16 protein-coding genes and 1 pseudogene are annotated in these 16888 nt (G+C 60.9%); 7 read left to right on the top strand and 10 right to left on the bottom strand.

Features of this window, described 5'->3' with window-relative positions; all coding sequences use genetic code 11:
* Window positions 1-15: 15 nt before the first annotated feature.
* From cydX to AB5Y90_RS07160, 3 genes are read right to left on the bottom strand one after another with little or no spacing between them, the layout of a single operon-like run.
* Window positions 16-126 carry a cytochrome bd-I oxidase subunit CydX gene (cydX, locus tag AB5Y90_RS07170; RefSeq protein ID WP_368166735.1) on the bottom strand — a complete coding sequence of 37 codons (111 nt, stop codon included), beginning with the start codon at window positions 124-126 and terminating at the stop codon, window positions 16-18.
* Between the two features lie 16 nt (window positions 127-142).
* Window positions 143-1282: a cytochrome d ubiquinol oxidase subunit II gene (gene cydB / locus AB5Y90_RS07165; RefSeq protein ID WP_368166734.1), complete on the bottom strand. Its 1140-nt coding sequence runs from the start codon at window positions 1280-1282 to the stop codon at window positions 143-145.
* A complete protein-coding gene (locus AB5Y90_RS07160) occupies window positions 1282-2853 on the bottom strand; it encodes a cytochrome ubiquinol oxidase subunit I (protein ID WP_368166733.1) in 1572 nt (523 codons plus the stop codon). Before AB5Y90_RS07160 ends, cydB begins: the two co-directional genes overlap by 1 nt.
* A 122-nt stretch (window positions 2854-2975) precedes the next feature.
* Between AB5Y90_RS07160 and AB5Y90_RS07155 the strand changes: the two genes are divergently transcribed.
* Window positions 2976-4391: a PLP-dependent aminotransferase family protein gene (locus tag AB5Y90_RS07155; protein ID WP_368166732.1), complete on the top strand. Its 1416-nt coding sequence runs from the start codon at window positions 2976-2978 to the stop codon at window positions 4389-4391.
* Window positions 4392-4484: 93 nt separating this feature from the next.
* Here the strand turns inward: AB5Y90_RS07155 and AB5Y90_RS07150 are convergent, their stop codons facing one another.
* Together AB5Y90_RS07150 and AB5Y90_RS07145 are read right to left on the bottom strand one after the other, a co-directional pair.
* Entirely contained in the window at window positions 4485-4943 is a 459-nt protein-coding gene (locus tag AB5Y90_RS07150; RefSeq protein ID WP_368166731.1) for an N-acetyltransferase family protein, read from the bottom strand.
* Window positions 4944-5096: 153 nt separating this feature from the next.
* Complete coding sequence (locus tag AB5Y90_RS07145; RefSeq protein ID WP_005347072.1) at window positions 5097-5735, bottom strand: tellurite resistance TerB family protein; 639 nt, start codon at window positions 5733-5735, stop codon at window positions 5097-5099.
* 137 nt (window positions 5736-5872) lie between these two features.
* Here AB5Y90_RS07145 and AB5Y90_RS07140 point away from each other — a divergent pair, with 137 nt between their 5' ends.
* Window positions 5873-6340: an acyl-CoA thioesterase gene (locus tag AB5Y90_RS07140; RefSeq protein WP_021230653.1), complete on the top strand. Its 468-nt coding sequence runs from the start codon at window positions 5873-5875 to the stop codon at window positions 6338-6340.
* A gap of 94 nt (window positions 6341-6434) precedes the next feature.
* Complete coding sequence (gene rsmS / locus AB5Y90_RS07135) at window positions 6435-6590, top strand: pleiotropic regulatory protein RsmS (protein WP_005337582.1); 156 nt, start codon at window positions 6435-6437, stop codon at window positions 6588-6590.
* A gap of 76 nt (window positions 6591-6666) precedes the next feature.
* Here the strand turns inward: rsmS and AB5Y90_RS07130 are convergent, their stop codons facing one another.
* Window positions 6667-7509, bottom strand: a complete 843-nt coding sequence (locus AB5Y90_RS07130; RefSeq protein ID WP_368166730.1) for a LysR family transcriptional regulator — start codon at window positions 7507-7509, stop codon at window positions 6667-6669.
* A 176-nt stretch (window positions 7510-7685) separates the two neighbouring features.
* On the opposite strand from AB5Y90_RS07130, the gene AB5Y90_RS07125 reads away from it, so the two are divergent.
* The gene (locus AB5Y90_RS07125; protein WP_368166729.1) at window positions 7686-8948 is read left to right on the top strand and encodes an MFS transporter; all 1263 of its coding nucleotides are present in this window, start codon (window positions 7686-7688) and stop codon (window positions 8946-8948) included.
* A 68-nt stretch (window positions 8949-9016) separates the two neighbouring features.
* On the opposite strand, the gene rluF is transcribed toward AB5Y90_RS07125, so the two are convergent.
* Together rluF and AB5Y90_RS07115 are read right to left on the bottom strand one after the other, a co-directional pair.
* Window positions 9017-10033: a 23S rRNA pseudouridine(2604) synthase RluF gene (gene rluF, locus AB5Y90_RS07120; protein WP_307895123.1), complete on the bottom strand. Its 1017-nt coding sequence runs from the start codon at window positions 10031-10033 to the stop codon at window positions 9017-9019.
* The gene (locus AB5Y90_RS07115; protein ID WP_307895124.1) at window positions 10023-10145 is read right to left on the bottom strand and encodes a hypothetical protein; all 123 of its coding nucleotides are present in this window, start codon (window positions 10143-10145) and stop codon (window positions 10023-10025) included. Before AB5Y90_RS07115 ends, rluF begins: the two co-directional genes overlap by 11 nt.
* Before the next feature lie 345 nt (window positions 10146-10490).
* Between AB5Y90_RS07115 and AB5Y90_RS07110 the strand changes: the two genes are divergently transcribed.
* On the top strand, window positions 10491-12071 hold the full coding sequence (locus tag AB5Y90_RS07110; protein WP_368166728.1) for an alpha/beta hydrolase: 1581 nt from the start codon (window positions 10491-10493) through the stop codon (window positions 12069-12071).
* A gap of 123 nt (window positions 12072-12194) precedes the next feature.
* Here the strand turns inward: AB5Y90_RS07110 and AB5Y90_RS07105 are convergent, their stop codons facing one another.
* Window positions 12195-12563, bottom strand: a complete 369-nt coding sequence (locus AB5Y90_RS07105; protein WP_043825666.1) for a VOC family protein — start codon at window positions 12561-12563, stop codon at window positions 12195-12197.
* 163 nt (window positions 12564-12726) lie between these two features.
* Entirely contained in the window at window positions 12727-13194 is a 468-nt protein-coding gene (locus AB5Y90_RS07100) for a hypothetical protein (protein ID WP_075115198.1), read from the bottom strand.
* 154 nt (window positions 13195-13348) lie between these two features.
* Between AB5Y90_RS07100 and AB5Y90_RS07095 the strand changes: the two are divergent.
* Together AB5Y90_RS07095 and AB5Y90_RS07090 are read left to right on the top strand one after the other, a co-directional pair.
* Window positions 13349-15793 (top strand): annotated as a pseudogene (locus tag AB5Y90_RS07095) (DEAD/DEAH box helicase family protein); the annotation flags it as partial.
* 116 nt (window positions 15794-15909) lie between these two features.
* Window positions 15910-16857 carry an IS30-like element ISAs2 family transposase gene (locus AB5Y90_RS07090; RefSeq protein WP_019706001.1) on the top strand — a complete coding sequence of 316 codons (948 nt, stop codon included), beginning with the start codon at window positions 15910-15912 and terminating at the stop codon, window positions 16855-16857.
* Window positions 16858-16888 lie beyond the last annotated feature (31 nt).

Here is a 16888-nt window from a genome sequence, read left to right as displayed (position 1 = left end):
GCGAGCCCCCCGCCGTCAGTTACCGTCCAGTTCGTCCGCCTGCCAGCGCGCTTCCAACCAGAGCAGGTTGCACAGGCCCAGCAGCAGGGCGAATCCGAGGCCCAAAATCCAGGTGAAGTACCACATAGCAGATCCCTTGAGGTCAGTAGAGTTGATGGCTGTCGCGCTTGATGCGGGCACGGTCGAGCTTGCCGCGCACCACCCGATAGACCCAGCCGGTGTAGCCCAGGTTGACCGGCATCAGCACCAGCACGAGGCCGAACATGATGGCCAGGGTTTTGTAGCTGGAGGTGCTGTCCCACAGGGTCAGGCTGCTGACCGCATCGAGGGATGAGGGCAGCACGAAGGGGAACAGGGCGATGGCCACCGAGCAGAGCATGGCGGCGCAGGCGATGGCGCTGGCCAGCAGCGCAATTCGGCCCCGCTCCAGCCAGGAGGCAATCCCGCTCACCAGCGGCGCCAGCGCCCCGATGATCGGCACCAGCCACAGCAGCGGATAGTCAAAGTAGTTGCGCAGCCAGCCTCCGGCGTGGGGGATCACCCCCTTCATCAGCGGGCTGATGGCAGCATTCGGGTCAAAGGGTTGTGTGCCCACACCGGTCAGCTGAAACCCTTGCAGATCCACCAGATGCCAGCCGGCCAGCAGGTAGCAGAGGCTCACCACCGGGGCCAGCAGGATGGCGATCCCCCGTGCGCGCAGCGCAGGGGTGCCGGTCACCTTGGCTTGCAGAAAACCGGCGCCGTGCAGCAGCAACAGGCTGATGGCAGTGGCCAGCACCGAGATCAGCCAGCCCCAGTGGAAGTCGAACGCGCCATAGTGCAGACGCAGCGCCGTGTCGAAGCGAAACGGCAGCCCCTCCATCACCAGACCGATAGCCGCACCGAGGATGAGCGCCGGTATCAGGCCACCGGCCACCAGCGCCCGATCCCACCAGCGGCGCCATACCGGATCGGCCAGCTTGCTGCGATAGTCAAAACCGACCGGACGCAAAAATAGCCCGAGCAGCAGCACCACCATGGGGATGTAGAGCCCCGAGAAGGCGGCGGCATAGACCAGCGGCCAGGCGGCGAACAGGGCACCGGCGCCGGCGATCAGCCACACCTGATTGCCCTCCCACACCGGCCCTACGCTGTTGATCACCAGCCGCCGGTCGTCGTCATCTTTCGACACCACCGGCAGCAGCATGGCGATGCCGAGATCGAAGCCATCCATCACGATAAAACCGACCATCATGAAGAGCACCAGCGCCCACCAGATGAGTTTCAGGGTTGCGTAATCCATCAGGCGATCCTCGCAAGTTCGGGTTGTTCACCGCTGTAGCGGCCGGTATGGAGAATGGCGGGCCCCTTGCGGATCACATGGCGCAACAGGAACAGCTCCACCACCAGCAACAGGGTGTAGATGGAACAGATAGCGATCAGGCTGAACCAGAGTTGGCCCGGCTGAAGCAAAGAGACCGAGGCCGAGACCGGCAGCACGTCGCTGATGGTCCAGGGTTGACGGCCAAGCTCGGCCACCAGCCAGCCCGCCTCGATGGCAATCCAGGGCAGCGGAATGCTCCAGAGCAGGGTCTTGAGCAGCCGTGGCGAGTCTTGCAGCCGGTTGCGGCAGAGCTGGACAAAGCTCACCACCATCAGCCCCAGCATGGTGATGCCAAGCCCCACCATCACCCGAAAGCCCCAGAACAGCGGCGCCACCGGCGGGATGGAGTCATCGACCGCTTTGGCGATCTCTGCCTCACCGGCCTTGGCGATATTGCTGGCATAGGGGGTGAGCAGCATGCCGTAGCCGAGATCCTTGCCGTGCTGCTCGAAGCGGGCGCGGTTGGCCGGGCTGTCATCGCCCCGCCGGATCTGGTCGAGAGCCTCGGCCGCCACCATGCCGCTACGAATGCGCGCCTCGTTCTGCACCTTGATATCCTTGAGGCCGGTCACCGCCTCGTCGATGGAGCGGGTAGCGATGATCCCCATCAGATACGGGATCTTGATGGCTGCGTGGGTGGTCTCGGCAGTCTGATCCGGGAAGCCGAACAGGGTAAAGGAAGCTGGTGCTGGCTCGGTCTCCCACTCCGCCTCGATGGCGGCGAGCTTGACCTTCTGCACCTCGCCGGTGCGATAGCCCGACTCATCCCCCAGCACAATGACCGAGAGGATGGCCGCCAGCCCGAAGCCGGAGGCGATGGCGAAGGAGCGCAGGGCAAACTGCACTTCCGTCTTGCGCAGCAGATACCAGCTGCTCACCCCCATCACGAACATGGAGGCCGCCACATAGCCCGCCGCGACGGTGTGAACGAACTTCACCTGCGCCACCGGGTTGAACAGCACGGCGGCGATATCCACCAGCTCCATGCGCTGGGTCAGCAGGTTGAACTCGGCCCCCACCGGGTTTTGCATCCAGCCGTTGCCGATCAGGATCCAGAGCGCCGAGAGGTTGGAGCCGAGCGCCACCAGCATGGTCACCAGCAGGTGCTTGCCGCGGGAGAGCTTGTCCCAGCCGAAGAAGAAGAGCCCCACCAGGGTCGATTCGAGGAAGAAGGCCATCAGCCCCTCGATGGCCAGCGGAGTACCGAAGATGTCCCCCACATAGTGGGAGTAGTAAGCCCAGTTGGTGCCGAACTGAAACTCCATGGTGATCCCCGTGGTGACCCCCATGACGAAGTTGATGCCAAACAGTTTGCCCCAGAAGCGGGTGATGTCCTGATAGATCACCTTGCCGGTCATCACATAAGCCGACTCGGCGATCACCAGGATCCAGGACAGCCCCAGCGTGAGGGGCACAAACAGGAAGTGGAACAGGGCCGTGGCGCCAAATTGCAGGCGAGACAGGCTGACCACGTCATCCGGATTGATCATGCGTCACTCTCTTTTGTTGTATTTGCCTTGCACGTTTCGTGCGTGACAAGTACATCACGGAGCATGACACCTATAACAGATGCAGTTATATTGAATTACACCTATAACAGTTGATCCAGATCATGTCCCTTTACCAGCAGTTGGCCGACCGCCTGCAAAGCCAGATCGACGATGGCATCTGGCAACCGGGGGAGCGCATCCCCTCCATTCGCCAGAGCTGCAAGACCCACGGGCTCAGCCCCATGACAGTGTTGCAGGCCTATCAACTGCTCGAAAGTCAGGGGCGGATCCTCGCCCGCCCCCAGTCCGGCTACTACATCAAAGCCGCTTCGCCGCAGGTCGTGCAGCACACCCCGAGCCAGACCCACTACAGCGGCTCGGTGGATATCAACGATCTGGTGTTCGAGGTGTTGCAGGCGAGCAAATCGCGGGATCTGGTGCCCCTTGGCATGTCGGTAGCAGACCCGACCCTGTTCCCCCATCCCCAGCTCGGGCGGGCCCTGGCCAGCTGCATGCGCAAGCTCGATCCCTTCAGCACGGTGGCCGACCTGCCCCCCGGCAACGAAGCGCTGCGCCGCGCCATCGCCCAGCGCTACGCCAGCGACGGGGTGGCGGTCAATCCGCAGGAGATCATCATCACCACAGGTGCCATGGAGGCACTCTCCCTCAGCCTGCAGGTACTGACCGAGCCCGGTGACTGGGTGGTGGTGGAGTCTCCCACCTTCTATGGCGCCCTGCAGGCCATCGAGCGGCTGAAACTCAAGGCGGTGGAGATCCCGGTCATTCCGGGGGTAGGCATCGATCTCGACCTGCTGGCCGACGCCCTCACCCGCATTCCGGTCAAGGCGTGCTGGCTGATGGGCAATGTGCAGCACCCGCTGGGCCACACCATGCCAGATGGTCACAAAGCGCAACTGATGGCACTGCTCAACAGCCATGGGGTGCCGCTGGTGGAGGATGACGTCTATGCCGAGGTCTACTTCGGCCGCGAGCGCCCCAAGCCGATCCGCCACTGGGATCAGCGTGGCGACAGCCTGCTCTGCAGCTCCTTTTCCAAGTGTCTGGCACCGGGCTTTCGGGTTGGCTGGGTGGTGGCAGGGCCCCATGCCGAGCGGGTGCAGCGGCTACAGCTGATGTCCACCCTCTCCACCAATGTACCGAGCCAGCTGGCGCTGGCCGAGATGCTGCGCCAGGGCGGGGTCGATGCCCACTTTCGCCGCCTGCGCCACACCCTGGCCCAGCGCCAGCAGCAGATGCGGGCGGCCCTGCAACGGCTGTTGCCGGACGAGGTGCGGATCTCCTCCCCCGATGGCGGCTACTTCCTCTGGCTGGCGCTGCCTGCCCATTTCGACAGCCGCGCCCTGCACGCCAAGGCTCTGGGCAGCGGTTTTTCAGTGGCCCCCGGCGCCCTCTTTTCCAGTCAGGGACAGCACAACCACTGCCTGCGCCTCAACAGCTCCCATCCCTGGAGCGAACAGCTGGAGCAGGCCCTCACCCGGCTGGCGGCGCTGATTGCCGCGCAGCTCGGTGAAAAGTAACGAGGCAAGGAGCCGCTGACGAAACGAACAAAGGCCCGTAACGGGCCTGTGTAGTTGGGGAGTGACGCGCCTTGGCTCGCCATCAAAAACTGATCATCTGGCCATGATCTGCGACTGCACCTTGAACCCCAGCGACGCGTAGAGCCCTTGGGCACGCTCGTTGAAGGCCATCACTTCCAGCCGGATTTGCTGAGCATCACGGGCCTTGGCCCACTCATCGCAATGGGCGATCAGCGCCTTGCCAATCCCGCGGGAGCGGTGCTGCTCATCCACCACCACCGAGCCGATGCGGCAAATCGGCGCACGGGTGAGAAATGGCAGGCTCTCATTGATGTCGATCCGCGCCGTCAAAAAGCCCACAACCCTGCCATCCTGCTCGGCAACGCAGAACAGACGCCCTTCCGCGCCGATGGCGCTCAGCAAAAATGCCCGCTCCTCTGGCGAAGGGGGGCAGAACACTTCGGGATAGTGCTGATGGTGGATCTCTCCTATCTGCCGGTTCAGCTCGACAATGGCGTCGATATCCAGTTCGCTTGCCTTGCGTATCTCCAACGGTTGCTCCTTGCAAAAAAGTGATGGTCCTGCGCCATCTTAGGGGCTGTGCCCCGCAATCCAAATAGCCTCATCCGCATCTTTTAACGGGCAGCAGAAACAACAACGCCCCTTGAGCGGGGCGTTATCGGCAATCCATGGCGGTGAGGGATATCAGGCGGGGGCGTTAAGCTGGGCCACCTGCCGCTCGATGCTGCCCTTGAGGTTGTCATCGAGTTTGAGGGCGCGCGCCAGTTCGTCGAGATAGCCTCGCTCCATAAAGTGATCCACCTCGATGGCGAGCAGGGAGGCGAGATAGACCTCGGTGGCCAGCTCCATATCGGTCACTTCCCGTGCCAGCGCGTGGGGATCGAGGGGACGGGCCAGCTCGGCGTCAATCCAGCGGGCGACATCGCTCTGACCCTGTTCGGTCAGGTACTCCTGAATTTTCTGGCGCTCGGCGCCGTCGATATGGCCATCGGCCCGGGCCGCAGCCACCATGGCGCGCACCAAGAGGGCCGCGCGGGCATCCAGCGCATTGCCTTCCAGCCCACTGATGGGATGAGTGGGCTGGGCGGGCGCCGACTGCTGGGCCTGCCAATCCTGATAGAGCTTGTAGGCCAGCCCGCCAAGGGCTGCGGCGCCGCCCACGGCAGCGGCCTTGCCGCCATATTTGCGCACTTTTTTATTGCCCAGCAACAGACCGAGCGCGCCACCGGCCAGCGCCCCCTGCATCTGCCCCTTGCGCTTGTCTCCGCCTTCGTTGAGCCAGCCTTTGCCAGCCCCCAGCAACTGTTCCAGCATCTGTTTCATGGTGTCACTCCTGCGGCTATGTTCCCGTCGATAGAGCAAGATAGTGACCCCACCCCCCTGAATCGGGGATGAACCCTTGACCGGGCAGGCCGATGGGGCAAAGCTCAGGGAAACCTTCAGGCAATAAGGATGTAACTGTGCCCAATCGCGAACTGACCCTGCAATTTCTGGCCGAACCCTCCGACGTCAATTTCGGCGGCAAGGTGCATGGCGGCATGGTGATGAAGTGGATCGATCAGGCGGGCTACGCCTGCGCCGCTGGCTGGTGCGGCGGCTATGCGGTGACCGTCTATGTGGGGGGGATCCGCTTTTTGCGCCCCATCCAGATTGGCCAGCTGGTGGAGGTGCACGCTCAGGTGATCCACACCGGCACCACCAGCATGCATCTGGCGGTGGATGTCTACAGCCGCCACCCCACCGACACCGAGCGCCACAAGACTACCCACTGCATCATCATCTTTGTGGCGATGGATGAGCAGGGCAAACCGACCCCGGTGCCCCAGTGGCAACCGGTGAGCGAGAGCGATCTGCAGTTGCAGCAGTACGCCAAAAAGCTCATCGCCCTGCGCGAGGAGATCGACAAGGAGATGCGTCAGCACCTCTGACCTTCATGCCTCACAGCCCGACAGAGCGGGCGCTTTCGGCCAACGGCGGCGCCCCTGTATAATCCCCCCTCTTCCTGCAACCGGAACCCTGCCCATGTCACTGGAAACTGCCCCGCCCGAGGTAAAACTCGCGGTGGATCTGATTGAACTGCTGGAAACCAATGAGCTGGCCCCCGAGCTGGTGCTGGCGGCGCTGGCCATCGTAAAAAATGACTACGAGCGCAAGCTGGCGGAGGGGAAGGATCACTGATCCCTCCCCGCACTTTTTCCGCCTTATCTTTCCGACTTGAGTTTTTCCCCACAGAAGTTTTTTCCCACATAGCAACTCACTGCGGCCCCATCACCTCGTCACAGAGGGCGATCAGGGCCGAACTCAAGCGGGTGAGCGGCTCACTCCCGCTTACCCCGGCATGGAGCGCCAGCTCCACCAGCGCCACCTTGGGCCACTGGGTCAGGGCCAGCTGATCGACGGGCATCAACCGTTTGGGCAGCAAGCTCACCCCGATCCCCGCGCTCACCGCCCCCTGCAAACTGGCAAGGCTGGCGCTGACATAGGCAATACGCCAACGCCGACCGAGGCCATCGAGCGCCTCGGTCATCTGCCGCCGATAGAGCCCTTCGCTCGGGAATACCACCAGCGGCAGCGGATCCCGTTCCCGTGCGGGCCAGTCGTGACTGTCGACCCACACCAGCGGCTCGCGCCAGCTGGCAAGGGGCGAACCCTGACCGCGAGTCTGTTTGACCAGCGCCAGATCCAGCTCTCCCGCCTCGAAGCGCTGCCAGATCTCGTGGCTCAGGCCGCTTTGCACCTCCAGCCGCACCTCGGGGTAATCGCGGGCAAAGGCGGCCAGTACCGGAGTAATGGCGCCCGCGGCGAAATCCTCCGGCACCCCGAGGCTAAGCGCCACGCTCCCTTCCGTCACTTGTTCTTCGGCCTGCGCCAGCAGCGCCAGAATGCGGCGGGCCAGCCCCAGCAATTTTTCTCCCTCCGCCGTTGCCACCACCTGACGGCCAGCACGATCGAGCAGCGGGCAGCCAAGCTGCTGCTCAAGGCGGCGGATCTGCTGGCTGATGGTGGATTGGGTCAGATGGACCCGTTCGCCGGCGCGGGTAAAGCTGCCGGTGTCGATAATGGCGACAAAACTGCGCAGTAACAGGGGATCCAGCATGGGGCACTCCATTTACAAAACCACTGAAGCCCATTCTATCATTTAATTTCCAAATGACTTTCGACCCCGCTAGGCTGGCGTTTTTGCCTCCTTTGACGGTGATCCGCCATGTTCAGCCCCGATGACTCCGCACCCCGAATGAATCCCGCTTTTCCCAGAACCGGAAACTGCACCCGATGAATCAACAAAATGCGGATCATCCCGCAGGCCAGACTGCCCTGCTGGTGCTGGTGATCCTGATTGGCCTGAACCTGCGCCCCTTTCTTACCGCCATCGGCCCGCTGAGCGGCGAGATTGGCCGCGCCCTGTCGCTGGGGATGGATACCCTCGCCTGGCTTACCCTGTTGCCGCTGTGGCTCATCGGGATTGGCGTGCTGCTCACTCCCAGCCTGCGTCGGCGCGCCAGTGCGTGCCAACTGCTGGGGCTGGCCCTGTTGCTGCTCGGCATTGGCAGCGCCATGCGCTTCGATGCCCAGAGCGGCGCCCTGCTGATCGCCAGCGCGGCGCTTTGTGGATTGGGGTCGGCACTGGTGCAGGGGGTGCTGCCCGCCCTTATCAAGCAGGCCTTCGCCCACAAGGTGCCGCTGGTGATGGGGATCTTCTCTGCCTGCATGATGGGGGGTGGGGCATTGGGGGCCAGTCTCACGCCACGGCTGGCAGTCAGCCTCGACTGGTCGCGCGCGCTGGCGCTCTGGAGCCTGCCGGTGCTGCTGGCCCTCGTCTGGCTAGGGTGGAAAGTGCGTCTGCCACGGGCCGCCGCGGTCGCCATTCTCCACGGCGAACAGCGGCTGATCACCCTGCCACGCAGCTGGTTGCTGATCGTCTGCTTTGGCATCATCAATAGCGGTTACGGCATCGTAGTGGCCTGGCTGGCCCCCGCCTATATGGCGCAAGGGTGGAGCGCCGCGCAAGCGGGCGAGCTGGTCGCCTGGCTGGCACTGGCGCAGACCGCCAGCGGTCTCGGCTTGCCGCTGCTGGCGGCGCGCAGTCTGGATCGGCGGCTGTGGATGGGCATTGCCATCGCCATGCAGCTGGCGGGATTCGGCGGCCTCTGGCTGGCGCCAGCCAGCGCCCCCATTCTCTGGTGCATGCTGTGCGGTGCCGGTCTTGGCAGCAGCTTTTCGCTCATCATGGTGATTGCGCTCGATCACCTGCCCGACCCGCGCCGCGCCGGCACCCTGAGCGCCCTGATGCAGGGGTTTGGCTTTATGCTGGCGGCCACCGGCCCCTGGGTGGCGGCGCGGCTCTTTCACTATATGGGCGACTTCGCCGCCGCCTGGCAGTGGCAACTGGGGGGATTACTGCTGATGAGCCTGCTGGTGCTGCGCCTCGACCCACGCCACTATCCCCGCGTCATGCGGTTACCGACCGCCAGCGAGCCGACCATCTCGGCGCCCCGCCCAACCGACTCTGCGACCCAAAGCAACACACCGGCCTGAGGCCGGTGTGTTGGGGATAGCAGTGTTGAGGATCACAAGACGAGGCTGACGCCACTCAGAGGGACAACTCAGCGCCCCTTCTTCTGCCGTCCGCTGTTAGCGGTGCGCGGCTTGCCTGCGGCCGGTTTGCCACCCTTGGGTGCCCCTTTGCCAGCACCACCTTTATTGGCAGCACCTTTGCCCGCGCCACCCTTGCCCACCGGCAGCTTCTTCTCGAAGGCTTCCGGGCCCGGCACATTGGGACGCCCGCCAATCTCGTGATCGTCATCGCGGCGCGGCTTCTTGCCCTGCCCCGGTTTGGCGCTTGGCACCGCAGGGGCCTTAGCCGCCTTCGGTTTGTCGCCTTTGGCCGGTTTCACCTCGGAGGAGGAGTCCTCAATCAGCTTGAACAGATCGATCAGCTCGTCGTCGGTGAGATCGCGCCACTCGCCCACCGGCAGCCCCTTGAGGCTGACGTTCATGATGCGGATGCGCTCCAGCTTGGTCACTTCAAAACCGAAGTGCTCGCACATGCGGCGGATCTGGCGGTTCAGTCCCTGCACCAGGGTGATGCGAAAGACAAACGGCGCCTCTTTCTTCACCTTGCACTTCTTGGTCACAGTACCGAGGATCGGCACCCCGGCCGCCATGCCGCGCACAAACTCCTCGGTCACCGGCTTGTCGACGGTCACCAGATACTCTTTCTCGTGATCGTTGCCAGCCCGCAGGATCTTGTTGACCAGATCGCCGTGGTTGGTGAGGAAAATCAGCCCCTGCGAATCCTTGTCGAGCCGCCCGATGGGGAAAACCCGGGTGCTGTGGTTGACGAAATCGACGATGTTGTCCTTCTCGCCCGCCTCTGTAGTACTGACGATGCCCACCGGCTTGTTGAGGGCGATCAGCACCAGACTGTCCGCCTCGCGCGGTTCGATCACCTGACCGTTCACCTTGACCAGATCACCAACCTGCACCTGATCGCCAATCCCGGCGCGCTTGCCGTTGATAAAGACGTGGCCCTGCTCGATAAAGCGGTCGGCCTCGCGACGCGAGCAGATACCGCTCTCGCTGATGTATTTGTTCAGGCGCATGGATTCGTTAGCCAGCATGGTGCACCTGCCACAGGTTCTGGGCCGCGCCCGGTTGTGCCATCGCCTGTTCCGGCTGCACCGGAGAGGCTGTCTGCTGCATCAGCCAATTCACTACGTCAAAGTTCTGCATACCATTCCATCTTCAAAAAAGGCCAATGCCAGCTTATCCATCAAAAAACGCCGCTACAGTAGCATAATTGCCCCCTTTCAGGGGCAGATAGTTGCAAGGTCGCAGCGCCCATGTAGGCATCCGCGGACAAGTTCACGCCGCCAGATGGCCCGCGATGCAGCCTTTGAACAACCAGCCTGATGCCAACGGCGGGAGCAGGTGCCCACAGCCAGCGCGGCCGAACGCCATCAACTATACATATCACCTTGTTTCCATTAGGCTTTAAGCCGGTTGGCTGCGCCCAATGTGCTGCGCCGAACTCGCCCGCCCAGAGGCGGCCCCATCTCTATCGCCAAGGATTGCACCATGCTGGCTCACACTCGCCGCCTTGTTCGCCGTGCTCTGCTGACCCTGTTGCTGCTGTTGCTGACCGCATGGGCGGTGATCGCCTACTTCGCCTGGCAGGCAGCGCCGCTGCAGCTGTGGCACACAGTGGTGCCCCCCGAACTCAGCGCTGATGAGCTCGACAGCAGCAACTGGCAAACCTATCTGGCCCGCGAAGCAGAGCTGTTCGAGCTGGTGGCCACCGAGGTGGTCGCCAAGACACCGCCCGAGCAGCAACTGGCCAGCAATCGCTACTATCAGGACGCCCCCATCAATCCCGCCCGCTTTCAGCAGAACTGGAACCGCTCCTACCTGCTGCGCCCCGAGGGGGAAGTCAAAGGGGTAGCGGTGCTGCTGCACGGCCTGACCGACTCCCCCTACAGCCTGCGCCATCTGGCCAGACGCTATCAGGAGCAGGGCTTTATCGCGCTGGGGCTGCGGATCCCCGGCCACGGCACCGTGCCCGCTGGCCTCGTGGATGTGGATTGGGAGACTTGGCTGGCCGCCACCCGACTGGCGGTGCGGGAGGCCAGATTGCTGGCTCCGGGCAAGCGACCGCTGCATCTGGTGGGCTTTTCCAACGGCGGCGCGCTGGCGGTGAAATATGCGCTCGATGCGCTGGCCGACCCGAGCGGTGCGCTGGCAAAACCGGATCGGCTGGTGCTGATCTCCCCGATGATCGGGGTGACCCGCTTTGCCCGCTTCGCCGGGATCAAGGCCGTGCCTGCCCTGCTGCCCGCCTTTGCCAACGCAGCCTGGCTCGACACCATGCCGGAGTTCAACCCGTTCAAGTACAACTCGTTCCCGGTCAACGGCGCGCGCCAGTCCTATCGCCTGGCCCACGCCATCCAGCAGCAGGTGCGCCAGCTGGCCGCCAGTGGCGAGCTGGCGGCGTTTCCCCCCGCCCTCACCTTCCAGTCGGTGATGGACTACACCGTCAGCACCCGCTCCATCATTGCCGATCTCTACCACTACCTGCCGGCCAACGGCAGCGAACTGGTGCTGTTTGATATCAACCGCAGCACCCTGTTTGGCCCGCTGATGAGCTCGGCCTCAGAGCTGGCGCTGCACCGCTTGCTGCCAAACGCCCCTCAGCACTATCGCCTCACCGTGGTGGGCAATGTCGAGCCAACCTCCCCCGCGACGCAGGCCAGAACGCTGGCCAGCGCAGATCAGCCTGAGCAGCTCCGCCCGCTGAGTATCGATTATCCCAAGGAGATCTACTCCCTCTCCCATGTGGCGCTCCCCTTCCCGATGGACGACCCCCTCTATGGCATGGCGGCGCGCCCGCAGCAGCGGGAGCAATACGGCATCAATCTCGGTGGTCTGGCCCTGCGTGGCGAGCGCGGCGTGCTGATCGTCAACCCCGGCGCCCTCACCCGCACCTCCTCCAACCCCTTCTACCCCTATCTGCAGCAGCGGGTGATGGAGACCCTCACCGCCCCTCCCGTGGCCCCGTCTGCTGCCGTACCCCCTGCCAGCAGCGGTCAACCTGATGCGGCCTATCAGGCAGAAGTGGAGCAGTTTTTACAGGAGAGCGATGAGAACAGTGCGCCTTTCTAGGGCGTCTCTGTCACATCGGCCAAGCGGCCGACGTGCTTGGCGCGATAGCAATACGAGAAAGGGGCCGTCAATTGACGGCCCCTTTCTATTGATGATGGCAATGGGAGTGATGGCTTGGTGGGCTCAGGGATAGATGCTCACTTCTATCAGGTTCTGGTCAGGGTCGAGGAAGTAGATGGATTCTATCGGCCCGCAGGCGCCACTTTTGGTCACCGGCCCCTCGACAATCTCCACCCCGTGGCAGGCCAGCTGGGCCATCACCTGCTCCAGCGGCCAGCGGGTGATAAGGCAGACATCTCCCGACCCCACCTGCGCCCGATTGCGCGGCTCCTGCCCCAGCAGTTGCAGATTGATCTTCTGGTTGCCAAACCCTACCGCCCGGCGCCCCGCACCGAAGGTGATGGCCTCCATATTGAGCACCGAACTGTAAAATTCCACGGCCCGTTCGATATCACTGACCGTCAATACCAGATGGTCGATATGGCTGATCATGGTTACCTCCTGGTGGTGATCTGGCTGATGTGACCGACATATGCCCGCAAGCATCCGACTGTCGTCGCCACGGCGGGCAACCCCATCATACCCGGCAAGGGGAAGCCCATGTGTGCCGTGACGCGCAAAGCGAGCGCAAATGATCTGGTCAAATAAATTCGCGTTACTGCACCGCTGCGCACGCTTTATCCCGCTGGGCCAGCAGGGCTTCATCATCACTGTCCATTGCCGCTAGAATCGCCTGATTGCAGGCACGCTCCGCCAGCTTGGCCGGACTCTGTTTGGCATCCCCTATTTCGGCGATAAGGGGCCGATAACTGACGGCCGCCGAGCAGTACATGGTGCGAAATTTGGGCAGTTGCCAACTGCTGTCATCCTGCCGGGTCAAGTCATCGCACAGCTTGTGAAACAGGGCGGACGCCTTGACCGTGCACTGGCTAAAACGCCGCACATCCTGCTCGTAGGGACGACAAACGCTCGGCTGCTGGATCTGCCACAGCTGAAAAGAGAACGGGACTGACTCCCCCTCATACTGCACCACCAGCGTCTTGGCCTCGGTGCCATAGATATCCGCAACCTGCTGCTGTACCAGATTGAGATAAGCCGAAAAAAGATAGGAAACCGGATCCATCACCACCTCCCTGTGGTTGTTACTGCCGCGCTCTCTTACCGAAAACCAGGGCGATTTTCAAACGAGTAACAGGCGACAACAGCTTACTGATTTGGTTGGAAAAAATGATACTCTTCTCGCCACCCTCATGTACAACGTTCAAGGCTAAAGTGCGATGCAACAATGCGGTATTTATGAACAGCTCATTACTCAACTGCTGACATCTCGACTCGACCGCGCGCGCTTTTACGTAGGGGAACGCCAACTTGAACCTGCCGAAGCGGCAGTTTGGTTATCCAGATTTCTGAGCCGGGTTTTGGAATATGCGGTGGGTTCGGTCACTGGAGAGGATCAGCTGCAACGGCAGATCGAGCTGGCTAACCAGTTATTGCTTTGGCTAAAGGATCGCACCCAAGACCCAGACTTTATTGGCGAGAACCTCATCGATAGTCAGGGGAAAATTCTGACCGCGCTTTACCAGTTGGATAACCCCATCTCCGCCAATTTAAAGCAATATGCCGAGGATATTTTCCCTCTGACAGGTCTCACTCAGAGCGAACTGTTTTGTGGCAGCAATGCGGGTTTGTCGATGGAGTCGGAGATTAAACGGGAAATTTTATCGGCAGATAGCATCTGCTGGCTGGTCTCATTTATCAAATGGGCAGGAATCCGGATTTTCCGTCATGAGCTGGAAGAGTTCACTCGCAGCGGCCGCCAATTAAAAGTAATTACTACCTCTTATATGGGGGCGACCGATGCCAAGGCAGTTGAATTTTTAGCCAGCCTCCCAAATACCGAAGTCAAACTCAGCTATAACACCCAGCGCGAGCGGTTGCATGCCAAGAGCTATCTCTTTTGCCGAAATACCGGCTTTCATACCGGCTATATAGGTTCCTCCAATCTCTCTCACTCTGCCCTCACCAGCGGCTTGGAGTGGAACCTAAAAATCACCTCGCAAGAGATCCCTCATATTATCGAGAAATCCCTGAGTACCTTTGAAACCTATTGGGAATCCGATGATTTTGAGCTGTTTGATGGCAAGCTCGAAAGCCGTACAAAATTGCAGCATGCACTGCAAGAGGCCCGTGGGGATGGGGACAAAAATAGCCCTGCCTATTTTTTTGATATCACGCCGTTTCCCCATCAACTGGAGATCCTTGAACAATTGGCGATGGAGCGCGCTTTACACCAGCGCTTCCGTAACTTGGTGGTTGCGGCCACCGGTACAGGGAAAACCCTGATCTCCGCTTTTGATTTTGCGCGTTTTCTGAAAACCAAACCCGACGCCAAGTTCCTGTTTGTCGCCCACAAAGAGGAGATCTTGCGCCAAGCATTAGCCTCGTACCGCGGTGTGCTCAAGCAATCCAATTTTGGCGAACTCTTAGTCGGCGGCGCCGTGCCAACCCACTACCGTCAACTATTTGCCTCGGTGCAATCCTTGAATAACCAGCTGGCTAATTTACGTCTTAGCCCAGATTATTTCGATTACATCGTCATTGATGAGGTTCACCATATTGCGGCGGCCAGTTATCGCGGTCTGCTCGCCGCCTTTGAACCTCACATTCTGTTGGGATTAACCGCAACGCCAGAGCGCCATGATGGCGGTGATATTCTTGCCGACTTTTGTGGTGTCATCGCAGCAGAGATCCGCTTGCCCGAGGCCATCAATCGTCGCCATCTCTGTCCGTTCCAATATTTTGGTATCGATGATGATACTGACTTGCGCCAAGTGGCTTGGAAAAATGGCCGTTATGACATCACTGAACTCACCAATATCTATACCCACAATCAGCAGCGGGTACAGAAAATAGTCCAGAGCCTCAATGAGATCGTCACCGATATTACCAAGATCAAAGCGCTGGCATTTTGTGTGAGCCGTGAACATGCCGACTTTATGTGCAAGGCATTTTTATTGAAGGGCATCAAGGCTGACATCCTCACCAGCGATAATCGAGACGAGCGGCATAGTAAACAACAAGATTTGCGCACTGGGGTTATCAATATTCTCTGCGTGGTGGACATCTTCAACGAAGGGGTTGATATCCCGGAAGTCGATACCTTGCTGTTTTTACGACCAACGGAAAGCCTCACTATCTTCTTGCAGCAATTAGGGCGCGGCCTGCGGCTGGCGAGCGATAAAGAGTGCTGCACCGTGTTGGACTTTGTTGGCAATGCCCGTGCTGAGTATGACTTTGCCCAGAAATTCCGGGCACTGGTGGGCAAAACCAACAAGGCGATCAGCCACGAAATCAAACAGGGCTTCCCTCACGCCCCCTTGGGCTGCCGCATCGAACTCTCAAAACAGACCCAAGAGTTAATTCTGAGCAATATCAAAAAGGCGACCCTCAATACCTCGCGCCTCATGGGCCTGATCCGCCGTTTCTCACTGGATTGTGATTTACCGCTGACGCTGGCGAACTTTTTGAAGTTCTACCCTCACATCAGCCTAGAGGAGATCTACAAGCGCGGTAACTGGAGCGCCTTGGTCAAACAGGCTAGCAACCATACCATTTCTGAAATGAGCGATCAGAAGCTGTCGACCCTCTACACCCGGGCCATCAAAACCCGGCTATTGGGCTGCGATGCGCTCCATTACTTGAAATTCTTACAAACCTTGGTGGCAGACGCCTTCGGGAATTCAGATAATAAGTGCGACACTCATGGATGAATGGCGAGAGGTGGCCAACTGCTGATTGGTGGTACCCTTCTGCTCGCCAAAGTAAAAGCAGTATCACCATGAGCTATCAGCAGTTGACCGAGGGGCAACGATACCAGTTATCGGTGCTTCGCGCACAGGGGATGTCCATCCTTGCCACCGCACGCGCCATTGGCGTTCATCGCTCCACCCTCTACCGGGAGCTGCGTCGTAACGCCGGGCCGCAGGGCTACCAGCCAGACAATGCGCATCAGCACGCCACCCACCGACGGGCCAGTGCGGCCAAATCTCGGCTATCTGCCGATGTCATCCAGTTTGTCGAGCTGACACTCGCCTGGTGGTGGAGCCCGGAGCAGATAAGCGCGGTGGGCAAGCAGATAGGCCTCATGGTGAGTCACGAGTGGATATACCGCCATGTGGCCGCCGACAAAGCCCGGGGTGGCCAGTTGTACCGCCATCTGCGCCAGGGCCACAAGCGCTACCGCAAGGGGGCGAGCAGCCTGCGTTCTCCCATCAAGGAAGCCCGCTCTATTGATGAACGGCCGGCTATCGTCGATAGCCGGGAGCGGCTCGGTGATTGGGAGGCGGACACGGTGCTGGGCAAGCAAGGCACAGGTGCACTGGTCACCCTGGTGGAGCGCAAGAGCCGGCTCTATCTGGTCAAGCGGGTCGCGAGCAAACAGGCTGGGGTGGTGCGGGATGCGATAATCGAGATGTTAACGCCCTACATCGAGCAGGTGCATACCATCACCTTTGACAACGGCGGCGAGTTTGCCGAACACAAGGCGATAGAGGAAGCGCTGGGTGCCGAGACTTACTTTGCGCACCCTTACTCTTCGTGGGAGCGCGGTCTGAACGAGAACAGCAATGGGCTGTTGAGGCAGTTTATCCCAAAGGGAACAGACCTGAGAGAGGTCACGGACGAGGATGTCAGGAGAGCGGAGCAGTGGCTCAACCTACGACCTCGGAAATGTCTCGGATTCAGGCAGCCTGTCAAGGTATTCGAAGAGTACCGTCAGGCGGCATAGGCGAGTGTCGCACTTCGAAGTTGAATTCGCG

It is taken from the genome of Aeromonas sp. R4-1 (genome assembly GCF_040908325.1).
GTDB lineage: Bacteria > Pseudomonadota > Gammaproteobacteria > Enterobacterales > Aeromonadaceae > Aeromonas > Aeromonas veronii.
This window is presented reverse-complemented; position numbering and strand designations above follow the sequence as displayed.

Excerpts from the sequence above, each read along its gene's own strand:
- AB5Y90_RS07145 (WP_005347072.1), bottom strand. The coding sequence starts at position 5,735 with ATGAAACAGATGCTGGAACAGTTGCTGGGGGCTGGCAAAGGCTGGCTC.
- cydX (WP_368166735.1), bottom strand. The coding sequence starts at position 126 with ATGTGGTACTTCACCTGGATTTTGGGCCTCGGATTCGCCCTGCTGCTG.
- AB5Y90_RS07100 (WP_075115198.1), bottom strand. The coding sequence starts at position 13,194 with ATGGATCCGGTTTCCTATCTTTTTTCGGCTTATCTCAATCTGGTACAG.
- AB5Y90_RS07090 (WP_019706001.1), top strand. The coding sequence starts at position 15,910 with ATGAGCTATCAGCAGTTGACCGAGGGGCAACGATACCAGTTATCGGTG.
- AB5Y90_RS07130 (WP_368166730.1), bottom strand. The coding sequence starts at position 7,509 with ATGCTGGATCCCCTGTTACTGCGCAGTTTTGTCGCCATTATCGACACC.
- AB5Y90_RS07125 (WP_368166729.1), top strand. The coding sequence starts at position 7,686 with ATGAATCAACAAAATGCGGATCATCCCGCAGGCCAGACTGCCCTGCTG.
- AB5Y90_RS07160 (WP_368166733.1), bottom strand. The coding sequence starts at position 2,853 with ATGATCAATCCGGATGACGTGGTCAGCCTGTCTCGCCTGCAATTTGGC.
- AB5Y90_RS07110 (WP_368166728.1), top strand. The coding sequence starts at position 10,491 with ATGCTGGCTCACACTCGCCGCCTTGTTCGCCGTGCTCTGCTGACCCTG.
- cydB (WP_368166734.1), bottom strand. The coding sequence starts at position 1,282 with ATGGATTACGCAACCCTGAAACTCATCTGGTGGGCGCTGGTGCTCTTC.
- AB5Y90_RS07105 (WP_043825666.1), bottom strand. The coding sequence starts at position 12,563 with ATGATCAGCCATATCGACCATCTGGTATTGACGGTCAGTGATATCGAA.
- AB5Y90_RS07155 (WP_368166732.1), top strand. The coding sequence starts at position 2,976 with ATGTCCCTTTACCAGCAGTTGGCCGACCGCCTGCAAAGCCAGATCGAC.
- AB5Y90_RS07115 (WP_307895124.1), bottom strand. The coding sequence starts at position 10,145 with ATGCAGAACTTTGACGTAGTGAATTGGCTGATGCAGCAGACAGCCTCT.
- rluF (WP_307895123.1), bottom strand. The coding sequence starts at position 10,033 with ATGCTGGCTAACGAATCCATGCGCCTGAACAAATACATCAGCGAGAGC.
- rsmS (WP_005337582.1), top strand. The coding sequence starts at position 6,435 with ATGTCACTGGAAACTGCCCCGCCCGAGGTAAAACTCGCGGTGGATCTG.